Origin of the sequence: Yoonia sp. F2084L (assembly GCF_023015625.1) — a bacterium.
In the GTDB taxonomy this organism is placed as follows: Bacteria; Pseudomonadota; Alphaproteobacteria; order Rhodobacterales; family Rhodobacteraceae; genus Yoonia.
Genome location: NZ_JALKAH010000004.1, coordinates 1 through 24,267 on the forward strand (window position 1 = coordinate 1; position 24,267 = coordinate 24,267).

Here is a 24,267-nt window from a genome sequence, read left to right on the forward strand (position 1 = left end):
GCCATCCAATACCATCCGTACAGCGCGTTCGCGGACTTCTGGTGAATACTTGTTCGTTGTCTTTGTCATGATGCTCCATCCTACTCATGAGTTGGAGCCTCCGGCAAACCCGGCGCGGTTCAATACGTCAGTGGACGTACACAGCCAGGATAGCCGTGATGAAATCGGTGAGATGGCCCGTGCAGTATCTGTCTTCAAAGAAGGGCTGTTACAAAAAGCCAAAATGGAACAAGAAAATAGCGTGCGCGATAAAAAGCAAACCGAGGTGGTTCAATCTCTCAGATCAGGCCTTTCCAGTCTAGCAAAAGGCGACCTTTCCTCTAAAATCACGACGAGTTTTCCGCAAGAGTATGAGCAACTCCGCCAAGACTTCAATGAGACTGTCGAAACGTTAAGATCAACCATCGAGAAATTGATCTCGGCGGCGCAAAGTGTAAACGGTGGCTCCAGTGAGATCAGTTCTGCATCTACCGAACTTGCGCAGCGTACCGAACATGCCGCGGCGACGCTGCAAGAGTCATCCGCCGCCATTCAGCAACTCAACGGCTCGGTGAAAGAAGTTGCAGAAAATGCGCAAACTGCAAAGAAGCTGGTATCTTCAACCCAAGATGAAGCTGAAGCAAGTAAAGGCGTTGTTGATAGCGCCGTTGCTGCAATGGCCCAGATCAAGGGATCATCCGACAAGATCAGCAGCATCGTCAGTGTTATCGAAGACATTTCGTTTCAGACGAATTTGCTTGCATTGAATGCAGGTGTCGAAGCCGCTAGAGCAGGCGAAGTAGGCAGAGGTTTCGCTGTTGTTGCTTCAGAAGTGCGAGCTTTGGCGCAACGGTGCACCGAAGCAGCTGCCGAAATCAGCGCGCTTGTCGTCGAGAGCCGTGAAAGCGTTGATCAAGGCGTTGAACTTGTTGGCAACACAGGCGATGCGTTGGGCAGTATCCTGGGGCACGTTGTTCAGGTATCGGACCTCATCGGTGTGATTGCATCAGGCGCACATGAGCAAGCCACGGGATTAGACGAAATCAGTCTGGGGGTGGGACAACTTGATACCGTCGCACAGCAAAACGCAGCAATGGTTGAAGAGGTGACAGCAGCGGCTCATATCTTAGCACAAGATGCAACGTCGGTGGATGAAATCGTCAGGCACTTCTCTTTGGAAGAGGCACCAGAGTTTTTTCGCAAGGCAAGCTGACTGTTTACGACGCTAACTGCACGCGATATGGCAAATGTATCTCGTAAATGCGGCATCAGGAGCGCCTCATCGTGTCACAGTATTTGCAATACGACGGATGACCTACGAAATCATCATCGCCCTGATTGGCTTTGCCGTCGCCAGCTCTATCACCCCCGGACCCAATAACCTGATGCTGATGGCCTCGGGCGCGAACTATGGTCTGAGGCGGACCGTGCCCCATATGCTGGGTATATCGCTGGGCCACGCATTTATGGTCACGATGGTGGGTGTGGTTTTGTTGCGTGTGTTTGAGACCTATCCAGTTCTAAACATCGTGCTCAAGGTGCTGAGTACGACCTATATGCTCTGGCTGGCATGGAAGATTGCAAACGCAGTCCCACCGGAGGCCAGCGAAGTTACAGGCAAACCTTTCACCTTCCTGCAGGCCGCCGCCTTTCAATGGGTGAACCCAAAGGCTTGGTTTATGTCGATCACGGCGATCAGCGCTTATGCACCGCAAGATCAAGGGATATTGATCGGGTCACTGATGGTGGCCGGGGTCTTTGCGATCACGAACCTGCCGTCGATCACGCTTTGGGCATGGATGGGCGTGCAGGTTCGCCGCTGGCTGGGCACCGCCAAACGCCTGCGGATCTTCAACGTATCGATGGCCGTGTTGCTGGTCGTGTCGCTTTATCCGATGTTAATGCACGCGTAGCGATCAATTTTCATCCGAAAATTGATCTGACGTCACCAGATTTTTCGTCGAAAAATCTTGCTCTTAAAACGGCACATCATCCGCTTTGTCAGCGCTCACAATAAACCGTGCTACAACATGCTTTGACCCGGCCTTGTCAAATTCAATCACCAGCTTATCGCCTTCGATCCCCATCACCTCGCCATAACCGAATTTCTGGTGAAACACCCGCTCGCCTTCAGTGAAGCCGCTGACTGCGTCCATATCAATCGTCATATTACGCGCCTCGGACGGCATCGACATGCCCCGCTGCTGGCTGCGCGATTGCAGGCGCTTCCAACCGGGCGAGTTATAGACGTCCGCCTTATGCGCCTTTTCATGCAGGTCTGAGCCGACCATACCCGCCATCGCAGGTGACGCGCTGGCCGACATGCCCGCGGCCCCATAGCCGCCACCATAAAGCCCGGGGGGTGTCAGTACCTCCACATGATCTTGCGGCAACTCGTCAATGAACCGCGACGGCATTGCCGATTGCCACTGCCCATAAACCCGACGGTTGGCGGCAAAGGACACCGTACAAATCTCTTCGGCCCGGGTAATGCCGACATAAGCCAAGCGCCGCTCTTCTTCGAGGCCATTCATCCCGCTTTCGTCCATTGAACGCTGCGAAGGAAACAATCCATCCTCCCACCCCGGCAAGAACACCGCAGGGAACTCCAGCCCTTTGGCGGCATGCAGGGTCATGATGCTGACCTTCTCGCCCTGCTCTTCAGTTTCATTGTCCATGATCAGACTGACGTGTTCGAGGAACCCTTGCAGGTTCTCGAAATTCTCAAGCGCCTTGACCAATTCCTTGAGGTTCTCCAACCGTCCCGGCGCTTCGGGTGTCTTATCGTTCTGCCAGAACCCGGTATAGCCGCTCTCGTCCAAAATCATCTCGGCCAGTTCGACATGGGTATCGGCCTCGGCGCGGACCTGCCCGTGCCAGCGATCCAAACCAGCGACCAAAATCGTCAGTTCTTTCAACCCCTTGCCGCCCAGCAGTTTGCCCTGACAAACCAACCGCGCGCCCTCAACCAAAGACACGCCATTGCTGCGGGCCGTCCGTTGGATCGTTTGCACCGCCTTATCCCCCAATCCCCGCTTGGGCGTATTCACGATCCGCTCAAACGCCAGATCATCCTCTGGGCTGACGGCGAGGCGGAAGTAAGCCATCGCATCGCGAATTTCCATCCGCTCATAAAACCGGGGGCCGCCGATGACGCGGTAGGGTAAGCCGATGGTCAGAAAACGATCTTCGAAGGCGCGCATCTGGTGGGAGGCCCGGACGAGGATCGCCAGGTCATCCAAGCCCATTGGCGCCATGCCCCGCGTCCCGCGCTGCATCGCCTCGACCTCTTCACCAATCCAGCGCGCCTCTTCTTCGCCGTCCCAATGGCCTATCAGGCGGACCTTTTCGCCGTCCTCCCCGTTGGTAAACAGCGTCTTGCCCAAGCGCCCCTTGTTGGCCGAAATCACGCCAGAGGCGGCGGCCAGAATATGCCCGGTTGAGCGGTAATTCTCTTCCAGCCGCACCACATGCGCGCCCGGAAAATCCTTTTCAAACCGCAGGATATTTCCCACCTCGGCCCCGCGCCAGCCATAGATCGACTGGTCGTCGTCGCCGACACAACAGATATTCTTGTGCGAAGCCGCCAGCAGACGCAGCCACATATATTGGGCGACGTTGGTATCTTGGTACTCGTCTACGAGGATGTAACGGAACCAGCGTTGGTATTGCTGAAGCACATCTTCATGCTTTTGAAAAATCGTTACCATATGCAAAAGGATATCGCCAAAATCGACAGCGTTCAGATCAAGCAAACGGCGTTGGTAGGCGGCGTAAAGCTCCACGCCTTTGTGATCAAAGGCTCCACTCTCAGCGACCGGTATCTTATCGGGGGTCAGTGCCTTGTTCTTCCATCCATCAATGATGCCCGAAAGCATCCGCGCGGGCCAACGCTTATGATCAATGCCAGCCGCCTCAATCAGCTGCTTCATCAGCCTGATCTGATCGTCGGTATCCAGAATAGTGAAATTCGACTTCAGCCCCACCAACTCTGCATGGCGACGCAACTGCTTGGCACAGACCGAATGAAAGGTCCCCAACCAAGGCATCCCCTCAACGGCTTCGCCCATCAATCCGCCAATGCGGTTCTTCATCTCGCGGGCAGCCTTGTTGGTAAAGGTTACCGCCAAAATCTCGTGTGGGCGCGCCGTGCCCGTGGCAAGCAAATGCGTAATCCGGGTCGTCAGCGCTTTGGTCTTTCCAGTCCCGGCGCCTGCCAACATCAACACAGGACCGTTCAACGTCTCAACAGCCTCGCGCTGCGCGGGGTTCAGCCCATCAAGATAGGCCGCACCGGGCCGCACCATCGCCCTCTGGCTCAGTGGCACAGCGGCTGCCTCAAAGGCATCATCTTCGGTAAATCCACTCATCACCTACACATAGCGCCAACCGCCGCGCGTGAAAAGCCTTGTTCTACTTCCGTTCTATTCTTCTCATGTTCCCAAATACCTCCGCCGGAGGCTCCAAAGGATTGCCAAAGGCGCGACAGTCGCAATAGCGTGCACAGCATGACACTGCACAGCCGCTATCCCGCCATCGCTGATCTGAAAGCCCGCGCACGCCGCCGTATTCCGCATTTCGTGTGGGAATACCTCGACAGCGCCACCGGGGTAGAGGCCACGCAAAAGCGCAATCGCGATCAGTTGGACAGGGTGCTGCTGAACCCCTCGATCCTGCACGGTGAATTCGACCCTGACCTCTCAACAAACCTGCTTGGCCAAACACACCCGCTGCCTATCGGCATCGCGCCAGTTGGTATGTCAGGGCTGATCTGGCCGGGTGCGGAACAGATGCTCGCGCGCACTGCCGCGCGCGAGGACATCCCCTTCACCCTCTCAACGGTCGCCAGCCAACTGCCCGAAGATGTCGGCACTCACGCGGGCCAGCACGCGTGGTTCCAACTCTACCCACCTCGTGATCCCGGTATCCGAGACGATATTCTCAAACGTGCCAAGGATGCTGGGTTTCACACTATCGTCCTGACCGTCGACGTCCCTGTAGCGTCGCGCCGCGAACGCCAAACGCGCGGCGGGCTGACCCAACCGCCCAGGCTAACACCGCGCTTGGCAATGCAAGCGGCCCAATGTCCCGCCTGGTTGAACGGTATTCGCAAAACAGGCATGCCCCGCCTGCGCCTGATGGAAAGCTATTCCGACGTTAAAGGCACCCTGCCCTCGAACGAACATATCGGATACCTGCTGCGCACCTCACCTGATTGGGACTATTTCAAATCGCTTCGCGATGTCTGGGACGGGCCGCTGATCGTCAAAGGTGTCAGCAACCCCGATGACGCCGCCCGCCTGACCGATGAGGGCGCCGACGCGATCTGGGTCAGCAACCACGCCGGTCGCCAGTTCGACGGCGGTCCTGCAACAATCGAAACGCTACCCATGGTGCGCGCAGCCACCCACCTACCTGTCATCTTTGACAGCGGTATCGAAGGCGGCCTCGACGTGCTGCGCGCCCTCGCATTGGGCGCTGATTTCGTCATGCTGGGCCGCGCGTTCCACTATGGGCTGGCCGCTCTGGGTGAACCGGGGGCGGCCCATGTGCTGGATATTCTGCGGCAGGATATGATCAGCAATATGGGCCAATTGGGCACCAGAACGCTGGAAGATATACCGAATCGCCTGCGATCTACCCAGTAATCGTTATAGACGATCCCGGATTTGCCCCTTACCAATGCTGCAACTGCAAAGGGGCCTACTATGACCGACTTCAAAAAAATCCTCATCGCCAACCGAGGCGAGATCGCCATCCGTATTATGCGCGCCGCCAATGAGATGGGGAAAAAGACGGTCGCGGTCTTTGCTGAAGAAGACAAATTGGGCCTGCACCGCTTCAAAGCGGATGAGGCATATCGCATTGGCGAAGACCTGGGCCCGGTTGCCGCCTATCTTTCGATTGATGAAATCATCCGCGTTGCGAAAATGTCCGGTGCGGATGCGATCCACCCTGGCTATGGCTTGCTGTCCGAGAACCCCGATTTTGTCGATGCCTGCACAGCCAACGGCATCACCTTCATTGGCCCCAAGGCCGAAACCATGCGCCAACTGGGCGACAAGGCCAGCGCCCGCCGTGTGGCGATTGAAGCGGGCGTACCTGTCATCCCCGCGACCGAGGTTCTTGGCGATGATATGAAAGCCATCAAGAAAGAGGCCGCCGAGGTCGGCTATCCCCTGATGCTCAAAGCGTCCTGGGGTGGCGGCGGTCGTGGCATGCGCCCGATCATGTCCGAGGATGAACTGGAAGAGAAAGTCCTTGAAGGCCGCCGCGAGGCTGAGGCCGCTTTCGGTAACGGCGAAGGCTATCTGGAAAAGATGATCATGCGTGCCCGCCACGTCGAGGTGCAAATCCTCGGCGATAGCCACGGCCAGATTTACCATCTGTGGGAACGCGATTGTTCCGTTCAGCGCCGCAACCAGAAGGTCGTGGAACGCGCCCCTGCCCCGTATCTGAGCGGCACCCAGCGCGAGCAGTTGTGCAATTTGGGCAAGAAAATCTGCCAGCACGTAAACTACGAGTGTGCCGGCACTGTCGAATTCCTGATGGATATGGACAGCGGCGAATTCTACTTCATCGAAGTGAACCCGCGCGTCCAGGTCGAACACACCGTCACCGAAGAGGTCACCGGGATCGACATCGTGCGCGCGCAAATCCTGATCGCCGAAGGCAAATCACTGGTCGAGGCGACAGGCTGCGCCAGCCAGTATGATGTGAAACTGGATGGCCACGCCCTGCAGTGCCGTGTGACGACGGAAGACCCGCAGAACAACTTTATCCCCGACTATGGCCGCATCCAGATGTACCGCTCGGCCACCGGTCCGGGCATACGGCTTGATGGCGGCACCGCCTATTCCGGCGCGGTCATCACCCGCTATTACGACAGCCTGCTGACCAAAGTGACCGCCCGTGCACCCACGCCCGAAATGGCGATTGCCCGCATGGACCGTGCCTTGCGTGAATTCCGTATTCGCGGCGTTTCAACCAACATCGCCTTTGTAGAGAACCTGCTGAAACACCCGACGTTTCTGAACAATGAATACCACACCAAGTTCATTGACGAGACACCGGATCTCTTCAATTTCACCAAACGCCGCGACCGGGCGACGAAGATCCTGACCTACATCGCGGATATCACCGTGAACGGGCACCCCGAAACAGCCGGCCGTCCACGCCCGGCTGCTGACGTCAAACCACCGCGCCCGCCGGTCAAACCAACGACCGATGTGACCCCCGGCACCCGCAACATCCTTGACCAATTCGGGCCAGAGGCCGTGGCCGACTGGATGCGCGAACAAAAGCAACTGCTGATCACCGACACGACGATGCGCGACGGGCACCAATCGCTATTGGCTACGCGCATGCGATCAATCGACATGATCAACGCAGCCCCCGCCTATGCCGCCAAGATGCATCAGCTGTTCAGTGTTGAATGCTGGGGTGGTGCGACATTTGATGTGGCCTACCGTTTCTTGCAGGAATGCCCATGGCAGCGCCTGCGCGATATCCGCGCTGTGATGCCGAATATCATGACCCAGATGTTGCTGCGCGCATCGAATGGGGTGGGATACACCAACTACCCCGACAATGTGGTGCAAAGCTTTGTGGCACAGGCCGCCAGTTCTGGTGTTGATGTGTTCCGCGTGTTCGACAGCCTGAACTGGGTCGAAAACATGCGCGTCGCGATGGATGCGGTGATCAAGGCCGAAAAGGTTTGCGAAGGCACGATCTGCTACACCGGCGACCTGATGAACCCGGATCGGGCTAAATATGATCTAAAATACTACGTCGGGATGGCCAAAGAACTGGAAGCCGCCGGCGCGCATGTGCTGGGGCTAAAGGATATGGCTGGGCTGATGAAACCTGCTGCGGCAACAGCGCTGGTGAAAGCCTTGAAAGAAGAGACCAATCTGCCAATCCATTTCCACACGCACGACACATCTGGGGCCGCGATTGCGACGGTCCTTGCAGCAACTGCCGCTGGGGTCGATTGCGTGGATGGCGCGATGGATGCGCTATCCGGCAACACGTCGCAGCCCACATTGGGGTCCATCGTCGAAGCCCTGCGCGGCAACGAGCGTGACACCGGACTTGATATCAAGGCGATCCGTGAAATCAGCAATTACTTTGAACAGGTCCGCGCCCATTACGCGGCCTTCGAATCCGGGCTTCAGGCACCAGCATCCGAAGTCTACCTGCATGAAATGCCGGGTGGGCAGTTTACAAACCTCAAGGCGCAGGCCCGCTCCTTGGGGCTGGAAGAACGCTGGCATGAGGTCGCACAAACCTATGCTGACGTGAACGCAATGTTCGGTGATATCGTGAAGGTCACGCCATCGTCCAAGGTTGTGGGTGACATGGCCTTGATGATGGTCAGCCAAAACCTGACCCGCGCGCAGGTCGAGGACCCAAAGGTCGACGTGGTCTTCCCCGATAGTGTCATCGACATGATGCGCGGCGATCTGGGGCAACCACCCGGCGGCTGGCCAAAGGCGATCCAGAAGAAAATCCTCAAAGGCGACAAGCCAATCACCGACCGCCCCGGCAAGCACCTGCCTGCTGTCGATCTGGAAGCGACGCGCGCCGACCTTTCGAGCCAGCTTGAAGGCAAGACCGTCGATGATGAAGACCTCAACGGCTATCTGATGTATCCGAAAGTCTTCCTTGATTACATGGGCCGCCATCGGACTTATGGTCCTGTGCGCACGCTGCCCACCAAGACGTTCTTTTACGGCATGGAGCCGGGCGAAGAAATCACAGCCGAGATCGACCCCGGCAAGACGCTCGAAATTCGCATGCAGGCTGTCGCTGATGTGAACGAAGACGGCGAGGTCAAAGTTTTCTTTGAACTTAATGGACAACCGCGCACAATTCGCGTCCTGAACAGGCTGGCTGCCGCTGACAAAATATCGCGGCCCAAGGCCGAGCTTGGCAACGACAACCACATCGGCGCACCGATGCCGGGCGTTGTGGCAACCGTTGCGGCAGTCGCAGGCAACAAGGTGAAAGCAGGCGACCTGCTGCTGACCATTGAGGCGATGAAAATGGAAACGGGCATTCATGCCGAACGCGACGCGGTGGTGAAAGCCGTGCATGTGCAGGCGGGCGGGCAAATTGACGCCAAGGACCTGCTGGTCGAATTCGAATGACCCTTGCCGTCACGCCCGTCTATGCGATTTTGCTGACGCTGCTGTTTTTGCTATTGGCGGCGCGCGTGATCGCAGAGCGGCGCGGCAACAAGTTTGCCTATGGCAACAACGACAGCCACCAAATTGAAGCCAAGATCAGAGCGCATGCGAATTGGGCTGAATACGTACCCATTGCGCTTTTGCTGATGTTGATGGCCGAAATTCAAGGCACGGCTTCGGTCTGGCTGCATTTGACGGGGATTATCCTGCTGGTCGGTCGCATGCTGCATGGGTTTGGCATGTCGTTCAAACCACGCGATTTTCGGTTTCGGCTATACGGGATGCTGTTGACAATCACAGCCATTCCGCTGGCGTTGATCCTCAATGTGATTGCTCTGCTATGACCCAAAGGCTGGCCCTGCTGTCGATCCTTGTGCCGGACTACGACGCAGGGATCGCCTTCTTTGTGGGTCAAATGGGATTTGTGCTGTTCGAAGATACCCCGCTTGGCGGTGGGAAACGATGGGTGCGGGTCGGACCGGAAGGCGCTGACACCATTTTCCTGCTGGCCAAAGCCGTCGGGGACGAACAGGTCGCAGCGATCGGTAATCAAGGCGGCGGGCGCGTTTGGCTGTTTTTGCAAACTGATGACTTCGCGCGGGATTACGTGGCGATGCAGGCAAAGGATGTCGCCTTTGAGGAAACACCGCGTGATGAACCCTATGGCCAGGTCGCCGTGTTTCGTGATCCCTTCGGGAACAGATGGGATCTGATTCAGTTCAAAGGCTGGCTATGATGCAGAAAATACTGTTCATCAGCGATCCGCACATCTGCGCGCCGGGCCAAAAGATCATCGGATTGAATCCGTCAGAGCGGCTGCAAGAGGTTCTGACCACTGCGACCGCCGCCCACCCGGATGCCGCAGCGCTGGTTTTGTTGGGTGATCTGACACACCACGGGCATCCCGATGAGTATCAAGAACTGCAGCGCATTCTGGCTGATGTGCAGGTCCCGATCATCCCAATGATCGGTAACCATGACCGACGTGACGTGTTTCTGGCGCAGTTCCCGGATGCACCACGGACCACCACCGGGCATATCCAGCACTGGCGCGATATCGGCCACCATCGGCTGATCACCATGGATTCGCTGGATGGACCACCCTACCCTAAGGGGCATCATGCAGGGCTGCTCTGCTTGGATCGGCTGGCATTTCTAGAGGATGCCTTGACGACCCGCAAAGGCCGCCACGCTATCGTCTGCATCCATCATCCGCCGTTTGAGACGGGTGTGATCGGGATGGACCGCATCATGGTGGCGAACGGGGCGGCAGTTCTTGATCTGCTGGCACATCACGGCAACCTGCACCTTGTCTGTGGGCATCTGCATCAGACGATTTCCGGCAATACGCGCGGCGTGCCATGGACCGTGTTGAAAAGCCCCTGTCATCAGGGGGTGGTTGAACTGGTCAAACCAACGTCCAACCTATCAACGGATGAGCCGGGCGCCTATGGTCTGGCCTTGCTTGCGCGTGACGGTGTCATTGTCCACAGCGTCGATGTGGACACAGGCGCGCACGTGTTTGATGGCTACAGCGCACGGGGTTGATGACGGATCACCAAGGGTGAGAAAATCCCGAAATCTTGTGATTTAAGTCTTGCAGAACGCCGCAAGTCTTTATAGATCAGCCGAACGAAAAGGTTGCGGGCGTAGCTCAGGGGTAGAGCATAACCTTGCCAAGGTTAGGGTCGTGAGTTCGAATCTCATCGCCCGCTCCATTTCGAAACACCAAAGGGCCGCAGCATATGCTGCGGCCCTTTGGTGTTTCGTGGCCTGTTGTCGCGCCAAAGGCGTTATCCGGCCTTTGCCGCGACAACACGATCGGGCTGCAGGAAGCTTGGCAAAGGATGCTTGCGAAAAAGGGCCGCAACTTCTGCGCCAACGGCATCATGATACTCTTCCGGAACAGTTTCGCGTTCAATTTCGGCCAGTTCGGGGGATGCAATTGCGACATCTGCATAGCTTGGCCCGCTTTCTTCGATCTCATCAACTTCCAGCGCAATGTCAGTGCGGGACAGGATCAGTGGTGCCACATCGGGCCCTGCGGCGACCTCCGCTGCATCAACAGCCGCGTTGCGCGCGACGCGTGCTGCGACCTCTTCCACATTACTGACAGCCGATAAGGCAAGTTGGCCCAACAAGGCTGGCGCAGTTGCTTCACCCATCAATGCATACAGTGTCGGGATCAGGGCGTAGAGATCATCAGTCTCTTCCCTTGACCGGTCCGTCAACAAAATGGCGCTAAGGTAGGGGTTACGCCGCTCACCCGACAGGGCGATCGCATGGGTCAGCTGTCCTTCAACCCGTTCATCCATCACAAGCAGGTCGATGGTATCAACCCGGATCAGCGCATGCGCGACGGCCAGCGTATCAACCGACAGGATCTGAAACCCCTTGTCGATCAATGCCCGCGCGGTGGCAACAGACGCTTTTGCGTCATTTCGTAGAATAAGAGCTTTCATCGGATTCTCCTGATCATTGGCAGCTTTGGACAATCATAGGAATCGAACCATTAAATTTTGCTGAAAAGTCACAGCAGTTTTTCCCCGGGGCTTGGCCCCTGCCCCGGTTCCCCCTATAGAACGTGGGCACCACCAAAGGACTGACGCGATGCGGACAGCAACGATCACACGGGCCACAGCCGAGACGGATATCACCGTCACCATCAACCTTGATGGCACCGGTACATACGACAATCAAACCGGCGTTGGGTTCTTCGACCACATGCTGGATCAGTTGTCGCGTCACGCGTTGATTGACATGACTATCCGCGCGAAAGGTGACCTGCACATCGACGATCACCACACGGTCGAAGATGTGGGCATCGCCTTGGGACAGGCGCTAAAACAGGCGCTGGGTGACAAGCGCGGTATCCGGCGTTATGGCAGTTGCCACCTTGCGATGGATGATGCGCAGGTGCGTTGCGCGCTTGATCTGTCGGCGCGCCCCTATCTGATCTGCAATCTTGATCTGCCATTCGGCAAGATCGGTACGTTTGACACCGAATTGGTGCGCGAGTTCTTTCAGGCGCTTAGCACCCATGGCGGTATCACCTTGCACATCGACAAACTGCACGGGTTCAACGCACACCACATCACAGAGGCTGCGTTCAAAGCGGTCGCGCGTGCATTGCGCGAGGCCGTTGAAACCGATCCGCGCAAGGCCGATGCCATTCCATCGACAAAAGGCAGCTTATGACCACCGTCCTTGTCGACTACGACAGCGGCAACCTGCATTCAGCGCAAAAGGCGTTTGAGCGGATGGCAGCCGAGGTTGGATCAGGGTCGATCATCGTGACCTCTGACCCCGATGCCGTGATCAAGGCCGACCGGATCGTGCTGCCCGGCGACGGGGCGTTCCCGCATTGCCGGGCGGAACTTTTCGCGCGCACCGGCTTGGCCGAAGCCATTGTCGAGGCCGTAACCGGCCGGGCGCGCCCCTTCTTTGGCATTTGCGTGGGTATGCAGATGATGGCGACCACAGGCCATGAATACGAAGAAACACCCGGCTTCGGCTGGGTCGCGGGCGATATCCGCAAAATCACCCCATCGGACCCCGCGCTGAAAGTGCCGCATATGGGCTGGAACGATCTGGTGATCGACAACCCGCACCCAGTGCTGGATGGGATCGCGACAGGCGATCACGCCTATTTTGTGCACTCCTATGCGATGGACGTGACGGACCCGGCGCAACGGCTGTCGCATGTCGACTACGGTGGCGATGTGACCGCGATTATCGGACGCGACACGATGATCGGCACACAGTTCCACCCTGAAAAAAGCCAAGACGCTGGATTGCGCATGATCGGCAACTTCTTGCGTTGGGCGCCCTGATCAAAACTGGTGCTATTGTATAGCAAAGTCCGCCAGCCGAAGGTTGACCTATCTTAAGACCAACTGCGCCAAGCAAGAGCGCCCAAACGAGAGCAGAGCATATTATGATCAACCGCCGTCATTTTTTCATGATCAGCGCAGGGGCACTGGCCGCTTGTGGCCGCAGTCGTGATACGCCCAGTGTCAGCCGTGCCGCAGACATTCCGCTTTACCCCAATGAAACGCCGGAGCTGCGCAGGCTGATCAACAAATACGCTGATGTCCACGGGATACCCGTCACGCTGCTGCACCGCGTGATCATCCGCGAAAGCACGCACAACCCGGCCGCACGCAACGGACCCTACTACGGGTTGATGCAAATCCTGCCAGAGACGGCGCGAACGATGGGTTATCGGGGATCACCCGAAGGGCTGTTGGATGCGGAAACGAACCTGATGTACGCCGGACGGTATCTACGGGGCGCATGGTTGCTATCTGACGGGGATGAGCAGACAGCAGTGAACTGGTACGCACGCGGGTATTATTACGAGGCGAAACGGCGGGGGATGCTGGTGGAGACCGGGCTACGAAGCGGGTGAAGTTTAAGGACAGATGTGCGGGATGAAGCCGACCTTTGGCTACGTAAGGTCAATGGCCGCTTTGGAACGGCTCTGCATACGCAGGGAAAGGCATCAGCGGCGGGCAAGACTGTTGCCACGGATGGGCGTTGCAAGTAACTCGTCGTCAAAGTGGACATTGATACTGCCGCATGGCGCAGGTGTTTTCAACGCTGGCGAACGCGGGACTCGCAACAAGGGGTGCCTGTCGTGCAATGCTGGCCCAGGCTCCACTCAGACCACCGACCAGACTTAAATGAACTTCCGGAAGAGCTTGGTTTGATCAAACATGTCTTCCAGACTCTCGATCCGCGCCTTTGTCTGTTTCCAATTCAGCGACTGTATCGAAGACACCATGGTTTCAAGCAAAAGCATTGTCGTTGTCGCACTATCCCAAGCGGACGGCACGACGATGTGATTGTTGAGGCAAACTGTCGCCAGATGATGCACAGGCGACCGCCACTGATCAGTTATCAGTATGATTTCGGCGCCCTGCTCATGGGCGAGTTCAGCAAGTTTCAGCGTATTATTCTCGTACCGCCGCACGTCAAAAATGACGAAGACATCCCCTTCCTTGGCGTTCAAAAGGTAGTGCGGCCATGTGTTTGACGTCGACTGAACATTGGTCAGGTTTGGCCGTATGACTTGCATGTGAAGGAACAGATATTCCGCAAGCGTATGGGTGATCCGACCGCCAACGATATATAGGTGTCGGTCTTGGTCGGCCATCAAATCGCACGCGTGATCAAAGGCTTGCGGATCAATACTGCTTAGCGTCAGCCGAATATTGTCAATCACGGCTTCGGTGAAACGGTTTAGAATATGCTCTGACGGGGCGGCCTCGGCCCAGGTTTCATGTTTCGCGATTGGCGTCTTGAATTTGGCTTTCAGTTCTTCGCGAAGCCCCGCCTGAAAGTCGGGATACCCTTTGTACCCGAGTTTGTGCACCATCCGTGCCACTGTCGGCACGGACACATCTGCGTCCTTGGCCAATGCGGCCAACGGGCCAAACCCTGAGGCAGGGTAATTCTCCAACACAGACAATGCCAATTGCCGCTCGGCACGGGTCAGGTCATCCAGCATTTCGTGAATACGGTCCGCTATGGTTTGTGCAGCTTCTGCCATCATCGCTCTCGTTTTGTGCAGTAAATTATCAGCTTGAATGGATGTGTGATTGATTTTTCACAATTCTGTTGACAACGAAGTGCGTTGGCAAGCAATTTATCACGAGGGGTGGCTATGGTTTTTCATCACGATGATTCAAGCGCAGGTCTGGTCTCACGCGCCGAGGCGAGATCGCCTGTCGTTCTGATCTGTGAACATGCTAGCCACCATATTCCGTCAGACCTGAATAATTTGGGCCTGAGCAACGCTGCACGTCACAGCCATGTTGCATGGGACCCCGGCGCATTGGCGGTCGCCGAGGCGATGTCGCAAAGGTTTGACGCCGTATTGATAGCGGCAACAGTTTCGCGTCTTGTCTACGACTGCAACCGCCCGCCTGACGCGCCCGATGCGATGCCTGCAAAAAGCGAGGCATATGATATTCCCGGTAATGTGGGACTGACTGAGCCGCAAATGAGAGAGCGTGTTGCCTGGTATTACGCGCCGTTTCGCGACGCGATTGCTGCCGCGATTTCACGTTTGAAAAAACCGGTCATTGTCACGATCCACAGCTTTACGCCGGTTTATCATGGGCAAAAAAGAGATGTGGAAATCGGCATCTTGCACGATGAAGACAGCCGTTTGGCTGATGCGCTGCTTGTCATTGATCAGCCGTTCAAGGTTCGCCGCAATGCCCCTTATGGCCCACAGGATGGTGTGACCCATACGCTGAAAGAACATGCAATTACGCCGGGCCATCTGAACGTCATGATTGAGGTTCGTAGCGACCTGATTGCGGACGGCCCGTCGCAAGTCGCGATGGCAAAGGTGCTGGTGGATTGGCTGTCTCAGGCGCTCCACAACATGGGGGTTACTGCATGCAAGGGGTGATGCGCGGATACATTCGCGCAGTTGATGCGGTCAACTACCGGCTGGGCCGTGTCATGATGTACGGCATCTTTGCCCTCATGGGGGTTCTGTTGTGGTCGTCGATCAGCAAAACCTTCTTTTTGCCGTCTCTCTGGACGCTGGAAATGGCGCAGTTTGTGATGGTGGGCTACTACATCCTTGGCGGTCCATATTCGCTACAGCTTGGCTCGAACGTGCGGATGGACCTGCTTTATGGCGACTGGACCGTGCGGCGCAAAGCATGGTTCGACGCGATCACTGTGTTTTTTCTGATCTTCTATCTTTGCGTTTTGCTCTATGGTGCCATTGGTTCGACCGCTTATTCGCTTGGCTATTGGAAAACCGAGCCTTTGTCCTTTTTTGCAGGCCTGATCACAGGGGCCGAGCAGATCGGGCGGCTTGAGCAATCCCCGACGGCGTGGCGACCGTATATGTGGCCCGTCAAAACGGTGATGATTGTCGGGTTTTTCCTGATGATCCTGCAATGCATTTCCGAACTTTTCAAAGATATCCTGCGTCTCAAGGGGGCTGACATCTGATGCCCTATGAGATGATCGCGACACTGATGTTCTCGACCATGATGCTGATGCTGTTGACCGGACAGCGGGTGTTTGGCGCGATTGGGTTTGTTGCGGTTGTCGCCGCATTGCTGCTTTGGGGCGACAAGGGCGGTTACGACATCGGCTTTTCCGCCGCGATGAAGTTGATGAAGTGGTATCCGCTTCTGACCCTGCCGATGTTTATTTTCATGGGCTATGTGCTGAGCGAGTCCAAAATCGCAGACGACCTTTACCGGATGTTCCACGTCTGGATGGGAGGTCTGCGGGGCGGGTTGGCGATTGGCACGATTGGCCTGATGGTCCTGATATCGGCCATGAACGGGTTAAGCGTTGCGGGCATGGCGATTGGTGCAACAATTGCGCTGCCGGAACTGCTGAAACGGGGCTATGACAAACGTATGGTGACCGGGGTCATTCAGGCAGGGTCATCGTTGGGCATCTTGGTGCCGCCTTCGGTTGTTTTAGTCCTATACGCGATGATTGCACGCCAACCGGTGGGGCAATTGTGGCTGGCCGGGATTATTCCGGGCCTGATGATGGCTGCGATGTTTATCGCCTACATCGCCATTCGTTGTCGATTGAACCCGTCCCTTGGTCCCGCCTTAAGTGACGAAGACCGGGATATGCCCCGTGCCGAGAAAATGCGCCTTTTGCGAGCGGGCCTGCTGCCCTTGGTGATCTTTGCGGTGATGATGGTGCCCTTTGTAAATGGCTGGACATCGCTGGTGGAAAGCTCTGCCATTGGGGCGTTGGCTGCATTTGTGGCGGCGATCCTGAAGGGACGAATGACACGCGAGGTCTTTGAAAACTCGGTGCGGAATACGCTGGGGATCACCTGCATGTTCATGTGGATCATTCTGGCCGCACTGGCGTTTGGGGCGGTGTTTGACGGGTTGGGCGCCGTGAAAGCGATTGAGAGCCTGTTCACTGAGCGGCTTGATCTTAGCCCTTGGATGATCCTGATCCTGATGCAGCTTAGTTTCATTCTGATGGGCACTTTTCTGGATGACACTGCGATGCTGGTCATCGTCGCGCCACTTTATGTGCCGCTGGTGGGTGCGCTTGGGTTTGACCTGATCTGGTACGGCATACTTTATACAATCACGACGCAGATTGCGTATATGACGCCGCCCTTTGGGTATAATCTGTTCCTGATGAGGGCGATGGCGCCACCGGAAATTTCGCTGCGCGACATTTACGCGTCCATCACGCCATTTGTGTTGGTGATGGTACTTGCCCTGACGCTGGTGATGGCCTTTCCCGGCCTCGCGACATGGCTGCCCAACCTCGTTTACGGACAATGAATTTATAAGCCGGGCCAACCGGCATTTTGCAACAAGGAGAAAGATAATGACGACAAGACGTAAGTTTATCAAAGGTGCCGCAATGACCGCACCCGCCGCTCTCGCGGCACCAGCATTGGCGCAAAGTACAATCACATGGCGGATGCAGACCTATGCCGGTGCGGCACTGGCCGCAGAGGTGGTTGATCCCGCAATCAAGATGTTCAACGACATCGCAGGTGACCGGATGCAGATTGAGCTGTTCTACGCAGATCAGATTGTCCCCACCGGAGAGCTGTTTCAGGCCATGCAGCGAGGCACGATTGATGCGGTGCAGTCTGACGACGACTCCATGGCATCACCGACGGAAGTCACCGTTTTTGGCGGCTATTTTCCCTTCGGATCGCGTTATTCTCTCGATGTGCCTGTCCTGTTCAACCGCTACGGTCTGAACGAGATTTGGGATGAAGAATATGCAGCCGTTGGCGTCAAGCATGTCAGCGCAGGCGCGTGGGATCCCTGCCACTTTGCGACAAAGGATCCGATCAATAGTCTTGCCGATCTGCAAGGCAAACGTGTCTTTACCTTCCCAACCGCAGGCCGCTTCCTGTCACAGTTTGGCGTGGTTCCGGTCAACCTGCCGTGGGAAGACATCGAAGTCGCCGTCCAAACCGGAGAATTGGACGGCATCGCGTGGTCCGGCATCACTGAGGACTACACCGTTGGTTGGGCTGATGTGACCAACTACTTTCTGACCAACAATATCTCGGGCGCATGGATCGGTCATTTCTTTGCCAATATGGATCGCTGGAATGAACTGCCCGACGATCTGCAAAAGCTGTTTCAGGTATGCTGCGAGCAATCGCACTACTATCGTCAGCACTGGTATTGGGGTGGTGAGGCTGATCTGCGTGTGAATGGCACGAAGATGGAACTCACCACCATCCCCGACGAGGAATGGGCAACGGTCGAGGCCGCCGCACTGGAATTCTGGGAAGAGATAGCCGCGGAATCCGACACCAAGCGACGCGTCGTTGACATCTTCAAGAAGTACAACGCTGATATGGTGAAAGCTGGCCGGCCTTACCGTTACGGCTAAGACAATATGGGGGGACGGTTTCGTGCCGTCCCCGACATTCAGAAAAGAGAATAGACATGTCCGGAAATCTGAGTTTCGACGACCTGAAAGCCCACGTCAGCGATGGGTCTATCGACACCGTGCTGACCTGTTTCCCGGACATGCAGGGCCGGTTGATGGGCAAACGCTTTCATGCGGTCAATTTCGTGGAAACGTCTTTTAAAGAAACGCACTGCTGTAACTATCTGCTGGCCACGGATCTGGAGATGGCGACGCCTGATGGCTACGCCGCGAGCAGTTGGGAAAAGGGGTATGGCGATTACATTATGGCACCCGACCTGACGACCATTCGCATTTTGCCTTGGCTCGAAGGAACCGCGATGGTGCTGTGCGATATCCTTGATCACCACACGCATGACCCCGTGCCTCATGCCCCTCGGCAGGTGTTGAAAAAGCAGATCGCACGGCTAAGCGCATTGGGCTTCGACGCCATGATGGCCACCGAGCTTGAGTTCTTTTTGTTTGAGAGATCCTTTGACGACATCCGCAAGACTGGCTTTCGCGACCTGACCCCGATCAGCGGATATAACGAAGACTATCACATCCTTCAGACCACCAAGGAAGAAGGCGTGATGCGTCCGATCCGCAATCATTTGTTTGGTGCTGGTCTGCCGATTGAGAATTCCAAGGGTGAAGCCGAGGCCGGGCAGGAGGAACTGAACATCCGTTATGCTGCCGCCCTTGATTGCGCCGATCACCACACGATCGCGAAGAACGGGATCAAAGAAATCGCTTGGCAACAAGGCCACGCCGCGACCTTCCTGCCAAAGTGGGACCATAACCGGGTGGGTAGTTCCTCCCATGTGCATCAGTCATTATGGAAAGACGGCGCGCCCGCATTTCACGACACTGATGCTGACCTTGGCATGTCCAAGCTGATGCAGCACTATATGGCCGGGTTGATCAACTATGCCCCCGATTACACGTTTTTTCTGGCACCCTACATCAACAGCTACAAACGTTTTGCGAAGGGCACGTTTGCCCCCACAAAAACCGTTTGGTCCATCGACAACCGCACGGCAGGGTTTCGCCTGTGCGGCGAAGGTACCAAAGGTATCCGGGTGGAGTGCCGCATCGGCGGGTCTGACCTGAACCCCTATCTCGCGCAGGCTGCGATGCTGGCCGCCGGTATCAAAGGGATCGAGGATAAGATGACGCTTGCCCCGCCCACCAAAGGCGACGTCTACGAAGACGCTAAGGCGCAAGACATTCCGCAAACGTTGCGCGCTGCGACCGAGACGTTGCGCAAGTCGTCGTTTCTGCGTGACGCTATGGGGGATGATGTGATCAACCACTACACCCGCTGCGCAGAATGGGAACAAGAAGAATTCGACCGCGTTGTGACCGATTGGGAAATCGCGCGCGGTTTTGAAAGGGCCTGATCATGATCCGTTGTATTTCGCCGATTGACGGGTCCGTTTATGCAGAACGTTCTGTGCTTTCCGCTGACGATGCAAAGGCCGCCGTTGCCCGGTCGCAAGCCGCCCGATCAGGCTGGGCCGCTCGGCCTTTGGATGAGCGGATTGCGCTGGTACAAGCGGGTGTTGCAAAAGTGGGCGAGATGAACGACGAGATCGTTCCAGAACTGGCCCACCAGATGGGGCGCCCGATCCGTTATGGCGGTGAGTTTGGCGGTTTCAACGAACGTGCCAGCTACATGGCAAAGATCGCACAGGACGCCCTGGCCGATATTGTCATTGAAGATAGCGGTAGTTTCCGGCGGGTCATCAAACGCGTGCCGCATGGTGTCGTGCTGGTCGTGGCCCCTTGGAACTATCCCTATATGACCGCGATCAATACCGTGGCCCCTGCGCTGATTGCAGGCAACACGGTCATGCTAAAGCACGCAAGTCAGACACCGCTGGTGGGCGAGAGGATGGCGCGGGCGTTTCATGCCGCTGGCGTGCCCGATGATGTGTTTCAAAACGTCTTTCTTGACCATCAAACAACATCGGATTTGATAGCGGCTAAATCGTTTGGTTTTGTAAACTTCACTGGCTCCGTCGGGGGCGGTCAGGCGATTGAGCGCGCGGCGGCCGGGACATTTACAGGGGTCGGGCTGGAGCTTGGCGGCAAGGACCCCGGATATGTGTGTGATGATGCTGATCTGGATGCAGCTGCGGATACTTTGATCGACGGCGCGATGTTCAACGCGGGCCAATGCTGTTGTGGGATAGAAAGGATCTATGTGGCTGAGCAGCACTTCGAGGTCTTTGTTGCAAAGGCGGTGGCAATTGTTGAGGGCTACAAACTGGGCAATCCGCTAGAGCCTGAGACAACCCTTGGGCCGATGGCGCATAAACGCTTTGCTGATGAGGTGCGCGCCCAGACTACAGAAGCTGTTGCACAAGGTGCCAAGGCGCATATCGCGCCATTCCCCGACGATGATGGCGGTGCCTATCTGACGCCGCAGATCCTGACCAATGTCACCCACGACATGCGCGTGATGCGCGACGAAAGCTTTGGCCCTGTCGTTGGGATCATGCCGGTCAAAAATGATGCCGAGGCGGTGCGCCTGATGAACGACAGCAACTTTGGTCTCACTGCATCAATCTGGACCCAAGATGCTGCGCGCGCCGAGGCGATTGCCGATCAGATCGAAACGGGCACGGTGTTTTTGAACCGTGCCGACTACCTTGATCCTGGGCTGTGTTGGACGGGATGCAAAGATACGGGGCGCGGGGGTGGCCTGTCCGTGATCGGTTATCACAACCTGACCCGCCCCAAGTCCTATCACCTGAAGAAAGCGTAGAAGATGTCCTTGACTGCAAACTGGTCCTACCCAACCGCCATTCGATTTGGTGCCGGGCGTATTTCTGAAATCGCCGATGCTTGTGCGGCGGCCGGTATCAAAAAGCCGCTTCTGATTACCGACCGGGGTCTTGCCAATATGGAGATCACGACAAAGACGCTCGATCTGCTGCAAGCCGCTGGGCTTGGCCGCGCCATTTTTGCAGACGTTGACCCGAACCCCAATGAAAAGAATGCAGCAGCCGGGGTCAAAGCCTTCAAGGACGGTGGCCACGATGGGGTTGTCGCCTTTGGTGGTGGCTCTGGTTTGGATCTTGGGAAACTGGTGGCCTTTCTTGCTGGCCAAACGCGCTCTTTGTGGGATTTTGAGGATATCGACGATTGGTGGACGCGCGCTGATGCCGACGCCATCGCCCCGATTGTGGCTGTCCCGACAACGGCGGGCACCGGATCAGAGGTTGGCCGGGCGTCCGTCATTACCAATTCGGAAACTGAAGAGAAAAAGATCATCTTCCATCCCAAATTTCTGCCCTCCGTCGTCATTTGCGATCCTGAGCTGACAGTCGGGATGCCCAGCTTTATCACGGCGGGCACGGGTCTTGATGCTTTTGCGCATTGTGTTGAGGCTTTCTGCTCGCCGCATTATCACCCAATGTCGCAGGGCATGGCGCTTGAGGGGATGCGTCTGGTGAAAGAGTTCCTGCCGCGTGCCTACGCGGATGGTTCCGATCTGGAAGCGCGCGCGCATATGATGTCAGCGGCAGCAATGGGGGCGACAGCTTTTCAAAAAGGGCTGGGTGCGATCCACGCACTGTCCCATCCGATCGGTGCCATGTATCACACGCACCACGGGACCACGAACGCCGTTTGTATGCCCGCCGTTCTACAGTTCAACAAACCCGCGATCAGAGGCGTGTTGACCCAAGCGTCCAGTTACCTAGGGATAGCAGATGGGTTTAACGGTTTTTGTGCCTATGTCGACGATCTGAACGCATCGCTTGGCATTCCCAAAACGCTGACGGCGCTTGGCGTGACTGACCCCGACATAGACCGTATCGTTGCAGGCGCTTTGCGTGACCCAAGCACCGGTGGCAACCCTGTCAAAATGACCACTGAAAATACGCGGCAATTGTTACTTGCCTGCTTATAGGAGTTTCCGATAGAAAATATTCAAACTTAACGTTGGGAGAACCAGACCACTGGTGCCGAAGGAGCAACCGCCTCGGAAACTCTCAGGCCAAAGGACCGACGTTGAGCGCGACAACTCTGGAGAGTGGTGCCACATGCACCCGCCGAAGGGATAATGATCTCAGGCAACCCGGACAGAGGAGGCACTGGCGTGCAGGGATCGCCCTGTATCAATGTGGTGCCGCTTGGTTTTCAACGATCACGCTGGCTGGAAGAAGGCAAAGCGCGATGACTGCACTGAAACGGACCCCGTTACACGCACTCCATTTAGAGCTTGGCGCGCGTATGGTCCCCTTTGCGGGATACGAGATGCCGGTGCAATTCCCACTTGGCGTGATGAAAGAACACCAGCATACGCGTGAAAAGGCCGGGCTATTTGATGTGAGCCACATGGGGCAGGTCATTGTCAAAGGTGCCAGCTACGCCGCCGCTGCTGCCGGTCTGGAGCCGTTGATCCCTGTTGATGTTCTCGGCCTGCCCGAAAACCGCCAGCGTTATGGCTTCTTTACGAATGAAGATGGTGGGATCGCAGATGATCTGATGCTGGCGAACCGTGGGGATCATGTATTTGTCGTTGTGAACGCCGCCTGTAAGAGGGCTGATATCGCCCATATGAAAGCGGCGCTTGAACCCGGCGTCGCAGTCACCGAACTGGCAGATCGCGCGCTATTGGCACTGCAAGGGCCCTGCGCAGAGGCTGTTTTGTCTGCAATGGATGCCCGTACTGTGAATATGAGCTTTATGGATGTCGCGACCTTGGACTTGAACGGGGTCGCAGCTTGGGTGTCGCGATCCGGCTACACCGGAGAAGACGGGTATGAGATTTCGGTACCCGCAGACGCCGCCGAAGACCTCGCGAGAGCCTTGCTCGCGCATCCGGATGTTGAGGCCATTGGTTTGGGTGCCCGTGATTCATTGCGGTTAGAAGCGGGTCTTTGCCTCTACGGCCACGACATTGACGCAAGTACGTCGCCGGTTGAGGGCGGTCTGACATGGGCCATTCAAAAAGTGCGGCGAGCCGGCGGCGCGCGTGCGGGTGGTTTCCCCGGCGCGGATGCGATTATCGGGCAAATGGCGGAGGGTGCTGCGCGCAAGCGCGTGGGTCTGCTGCCGGAAGGCCGCGCGCCAATGCGTGAAGGCGTCGTTCTTTTTGCCACCGCAGAGGCCGTGGACCCGATTGGCAGCATCACCTCTGGCGGCTTTGGCCCCACGGTGGGTGGTCCGGTGGCCATGGGCTATGTCGCAGCGGAATATGCCGCACTTGGCACCACACTTTACGGGGACCTGCGCGGGAAACGTCAGCCAGTGACAGTGGTGAAAATGCCCTTCACCCCCGCCAACTTCAAAAGATAACAGGGAGAGACAACCAATGAAATTTACCGAAGAACATGAATGGCTACGTGCTGAGGATGACGTTTATGTGGTTGGCATTACCGAACATGCGACAACACAGTTAGGCGATCTGGTATTTGTAGAATTGCCTGAGGTTGGCGTCACCGTGACCAAAGACGAAGAGATTGTTGTGATCGAAAGCGTCAAAGCCGCGTCCGACATCCTGGCACCCATCGACGGTGAGATTACGGAAGTGAACACAGCCCTTGCCGAAGATCCCAGCCTTGCCAACAGCGATGCCATTGGTGACGGGTGGTTCTTCAAGATCAAACCATCAGACCCATCGCAGTTGAACGACTTGATGGACGAAGCTGCTTATAAATCCATGATTGGCTAAGGAACC

General features: G+C 56.6%; 22 protein-coding genes, 1 tRNA gene and 1 riboswitch. Of the genes, 20 read left to right on the plus strand and 3 right to left on the minus strand.

From position 1 onward, the window contains the following. The coding region (locus tag MWU60_RS11645; protein WP_247227499.1) for a methyl-accepting chemotaxis protein at positions 1-1,192 on the plus strand (1,192 nt) is incomplete at its 5' end. A 97-nt stretch (positions 1,193-1,289) separates the two neighbouring features. Beyond that, a complete protein-coding gene (locus tag MWU60_RS11650; RefSeq protein WP_247227500.1) occupies positions 1,290-1,892 on the plus strand; it encodes a LysE family translocator in 603 nt (200 codons plus the stop codon). Between the two features lie 63 nt (positions 1,893-1,955). Here MWU60_RS11650 and MWU60_RS11655 read toward each other — a convergent pair whose 3' ends face one another. Further along, on the minus strand, positions 1,956-4,349 hold the full coding sequence (locus MWU60_RS11655; RefSeq protein WP_247227501.1) for a UvrD-helicase domain-containing protein: 2,394 nt from the start codon (positions 4,347-4,349) through the stop codon (positions 1,956-1,958). Positions 4,350-4,487: 138 nt separating this feature from the next. On the opposite strand from MWU60_RS11655, the gene MWU60_RS11660 reads away from it, so the two are divergent. The 6 genes from MWU60_RS11660 to MWU60_RS11685 all read left to right on the plus strand — a co-directional run bounded on the left by MWU60_RS11660 (position 4,488) and on the right by MWU60_RS11685 (position 10,888). Beyond that, a complete protein-coding gene (locus MWU60_RS11660) occupies positions 4,488-5,627 on the plus strand; it encodes an alpha-hydroxy acid oxidase (RefSeq protein WP_247227502.1) in 1,140 nt (379 codons plus the stop codon). Between the two features lie 60 nt (positions 5,628-5,687). Further along, positions 5,688-9,131, plus strand: a complete 3,444-nt coding sequence (locus tag MWU60_RS11665) for a pyruvate carboxylase (protein WP_247227504.1) — start codon at positions 5,688-5,690, stop codon at positions 9,129-9,131. Next, positions 9,128-9,514 carry an MAPEG family protein gene (locus MWU60_RS11670; RefSeq protein WP_247227505.1) on the plus strand — a complete coding sequence of 129 codons (387 nt, stop codon included), beginning with the start codon at positions 9,128-9,130 and terminating at the stop codon, positions 9,512-9,514. The genes MWU60_RS11665 and MWU60_RS11670 overlap by 4 nt, the downstream gene beginning before the upstream one ends. After that, a complete protein-coding gene (locus tag MWU60_RS11675) occupies positions 9,511-9,906 on the plus strand; it encodes a VOC family protein (protein WP_247227507.1) in 396 nt (131 codons plus the stop codon). The genes MWU60_RS11670 and MWU60_RS11675 overlap by 4 nt, the downstream gene beginning before the upstream one ends. Then, on the plus strand, positions 9,906-10,718 hold the full coding sequence (locus MWU60_RS11680; RefSeq protein WP_247227508.1) for a metallophosphoesterase: 813 nt from the start codon (positions 9,906-9,908) through the stop codon (positions 10,716-10,718). Before MWU60_RS11675 ends, MWU60_RS11680 begins: the two co-directional genes overlap by 1 nt. Before the next feature lie 95 nt (positions 10,719-10,813). Next, positions 10,814-10,888 (plus strand) — tRNA-Gly (locus MWU60_RS11685). A 75-nt stretch (positions 10,889-10,963) separates the two neighbouring features. On the opposite strand, the gene MWU60_RS11690 is transcribed toward MWU60_RS11685, so the two are convergent. Next, positions 10,964-11,632: an imidazoleglycerol-phosphate dehydratase gene (locus MWU60_RS11690; RefSeq protein ID WP_247227512.1), complete on the minus strand. Its 669-nt coding sequence runs from the start codon at positions 11,630-11,632 to the stop codon at positions 10,964-10,966. Positions 11,633-11,780: 148 nt separating this feature from the next. Here MWU60_RS11690 and hisB point away from each other — a divergent pair, with 148 nt between their 5' ends. From hisB to MWU60_RS11705, 3 genes are all read left to right on the plus strand, one after another. Continuing rightward, complete coding sequence (gene hisB / locus MWU60_RS11695; protein ID WP_247227513.1) at positions 11,781-12,368, plus strand: imidazoleglycerol-phosphate dehydratase HisB; 588 nt, start codon at positions 11,781-11,783, stop codon at positions 12,366-12,368. Further along, a complete protein-coding gene (gene hisH / locus MWU60_RS11700) occupies positions 12,365-13,003 on the plus strand; it encodes an imidazole glycerol phosphate synthase subunit HisH (protein ID WP_247227514.1) in 639 nt (212 codons plus the stop codon). Before hisB ends, hisH begins: the two co-directional genes overlap by 4 nt. Before the next feature lie 104 nt (positions 13,004-13,107). Further along, entirely contained in the window at positions 13,108-13,581 is a 474-nt protein-coding gene (locus MWU60_RS11705; RefSeq protein ID WP_247227515.1) for a lytic transglycosylase domain-containing protein, read from the plus strand. A 270-nt stretch (positions 13,582-13,851) separates the two neighbouring features. Here the strand turns inward: MWU60_RS11705 and MWU60_RS11710 are convergent, their stop codons facing one another. After that, positions 13,852-14,724 carry a MurR/RpiR family transcriptional regulator gene (locus MWU60_RS11710; RefSeq protein WP_247227516.1) on the minus strand — a complete coding sequence of 291 codons (873 nt, stop codon included), beginning with the start codon at positions 14,722-14,724 and terminating at the stop codon, positions 13,852-13,854. Positions 14,725-14,838: 114 nt separating this feature from the next. Between MWU60_RS11710 and MWU60_RS11715 the strand changes: the two genes are divergently transcribed. The 9 genes from MWU60_RS11715 (at position 14,839) to gcvH (ending at position 24,261) form a co-directional block, all read left to right on the plus strand. Next, entirely contained in the window at positions 14,839-15,594 is a 756-nt protein-coding gene (locus tag MWU60_RS11715; RefSeq protein WP_247227517.1) for an N-formylglutamate amidohydrolase, read from the plus strand. After that, complete coding sequence (locus tag MWU60_RS11720) at positions 15,582-16,151, plus strand: TRAP transporter small permease subunit (protein ID WP_247227518.1); 570 nt, start codon at positions 15,582-15,584, stop codon at positions 16,149-16,151. The genes MWU60_RS11715 and MWU60_RS11720 overlap by 13 nt, the downstream gene beginning before the upstream one ends. Next, a complete protein-coding gene (locus tag MWU60_RS11725; protein WP_247227519.1) occupies positions 16,151-17,476 on the plus strand; it encodes a TRAP transporter large permease subunit in 1,326 nt (441 codons plus the stop codon). The genes MWU60_RS11720 and MWU60_RS11725 overlap by 1 nt, the downstream gene beginning before the upstream one ends. A 46-nt stretch (positions 17,477-17,522) precedes the next feature. Beyond that, on the plus strand, positions 17,523-18,554 hold the full coding sequence (locus MWU60_RS11730) for a TRAP transporter substrate-binding protein (RefSeq protein WP_247227520.1): 1,032 nt from the start codon (positions 17,523-17,525) through the stop codon (positions 18,552-18,554). Positions 18,555-18,610: 56 nt separating this feature from the next. Further along, entirely contained in the window at positions 18,611-19,975 is a 1,365-nt protein-coding gene (locus tag MWU60_RS11735) for a glutamine synthetase family protein (protein WP_247227521.1), read from the plus strand. Between the two features lie 2 nt (positions 19,976-19,977). After that, positions 19,978-21,345, plus strand: a complete 1,368-nt coding sequence (locus MWU60_RS11740; protein ID WP_247227522.1) for an aldehyde dehydrogenase family protein — start codon at positions 19,978-19,980, stop codon at positions 21,343-21,345. Between the two features lie 3 nt (positions 21,346-21,348). Further along, complete coding sequence (locus MWU60_RS11745) at positions 21,349-22,494, plus strand: iron-containing alcohol dehydrogenase (protein ID WP_247227523.1); 1,146 nt, start codon at positions 21,349-21,351, stop codon at positions 22,492-22,494. A 23-nt stretch (positions 22,495-22,517) separates the two neighbouring features. After that, positions 22,518-22,602: riboswitch (glycine riboswitch) on the plus strand. A gap of 158 nt (positions 22,603-22,760) precedes the next feature. Beyond that, positions 22,761-23,885, plus strand: coding sequence for a glycine cleavage system aminomethyltransferase GcvT (gene gcvT, locus MWU60_RS11750; RefSeq protein ID WP_247227524.1), 1,125 nt, complete (start codon positions 22,761-22,763; stop codon positions 23,883-23,885). A 16-nt stretch (positions 23,886-23,901) separates the two neighbouring features. After that, entirely contained in the window at positions 23,902-24,261 is a 360-nt protein-coding gene (gcvH, locus tag MWU60_RS11755; protein WP_247227525.1) for a glycine cleavage system protein GcvH, read from the plus strand. Positions 24,262-24,267: the final 6 nt, after the last annotated feature.

Bases quoted from the DNA above. Each gene is read 5' to 3' on its own strand.
- MWU60_RS11650 (WP_247227500.1), top strand. From the start codon at position 1,290: ATGACCTACGAAATCATCATCGCCCTGATTGGCTTTGCCGTCGCCAGC.
- MWU60_RS11655 (WP_247227501.1), bottom strand. From the start codon at position 4,349: ATGAGTGGATTTACCGAAGATGATGCCTTTGAGGCAGCCGCTGTGCCA.
- MWU60_RS11660 (WP_247227502.1), top strand. From the start codon at position 4,488: ATGACACTGCACAGCCGCTATCCCGCCATCGCTGATCTGAAAGCCCGC.
- MWU60_RS11665 (WP_247227504.1), top strand. From the start codon at position 5,688: ATGACCGACTTCAAAAAAATCCTCATCGCCAACCGAGGCGAGATCGCC.
- MWU60_RS11670 (WP_247227505.1), top strand. From the start codon at position 9,128: ATGACCCTTGCCGTCACGCCCGTCTATGCGATTTTGCTGACGCTGCTG.
- MWU60_RS11675 (WP_247227507.1), top strand. From the start codon at position 9,511: ATGACCCAAAGGCTGGCCCTGCTGTCGATCCTTGTGCCGGACTACGAC.
- MWU60_RS11680 (WP_247227508.1), top strand. From the start codon at position 9,906: ATGCAGAAAATACTGTTCATCAGCGATCCGCACATCTGCGCGCCGGGC.
- MWU60_RS11690 (WP_247227512.1), bottom strand. From the start codon at position 11,632: ATGAAAGCTCTTATTCTACGAAATGACGCAAAAGCGTCTGTTGCCACC.
- hisB (WP_247227513.1), top strand. From the start codon at position 11,781: ATGCGGACAGCAACGATCACACGGGCCACAGCCGAGACGGATATCACC.
- hisH (WP_247227514.1), top strand. From the start codon at position 12,365: ATGACCACCGTCCTTGTCGACTACGACAGCGGCAACCTGCATTCAGCG.
- MWU60_RS11705 (WP_247227515.1), top strand. From the start codon at position 13,108: ATGATCAACCGCCGTCATTTTTTCATGATCAGCGCAGGGGCACTGGCC.
- MWU60_RS11710 (WP_247227516.1), bottom strand. From the start codon at position 14,724: ATGGCAGAAGCTGCACAAACCATAGCGGACCGTATTCACGAAATGCTG.
- MWU60_RS11715 (WP_247227517.1), top strand. From the start codon at position 14,839: ATGGTTTTTCATCACGATGATTCAAGCGCAGGTCTGGTCTCACGCGCC.
- MWU60_RS11720 (WP_247227518.1), top strand. From the start codon at position 15,582: ATGCAAGGGGTGATGCGCGGATACATTCGCGCAGTTGATGCGGTCAAC.
- MWU60_RS11725 (WP_247227519.1), top strand. From the start codon at position 16,151: ATGCCCTATGAGATGATCGCGACACTGATGTTCTCGACCATGATGCTG.
- MWU60_RS11730 (WP_247227520.1), top strand. From the start codon at position 17,523: ATGACGACAAGACGTAAGTTTATCAAAGGTGCCGCAATGACCGCACCC.
- MWU60_RS11735 (WP_247227521.1), top strand. From the start codon at position 18,611: ATGTCCGGAAATCTGAGTTTCGACGACCTGAAAGCCCACGTCAGCGAT.
- MWU60_RS11740 (WP_247227522.1), top strand. From the start codon at position 19,978: ATGATCCGTTGTATTTCGCCGATTGACGGGTCCGTTTATGCAGAACGT.
- MWU60_RS11745 (WP_247227523.1), top strand. From the start codon at position 21,349: ATGTCCTTGACTGCAAACTGGTCCTACCCAACCGCCATTCGATTTGGT.
- gcvT (WP_247227524.1), top strand. From the start codon at position 22,761: ATGACTGCACTGAAACGGACCCCGTTACACGCACTCCATTTAGAGCTT.
- gcvH (WP_247227525.1), top strand. From the start codon at position 23,902: ATGAAATTTACCGAAGAACATGAATGGCTACGTGCTGAGGATGACGTT.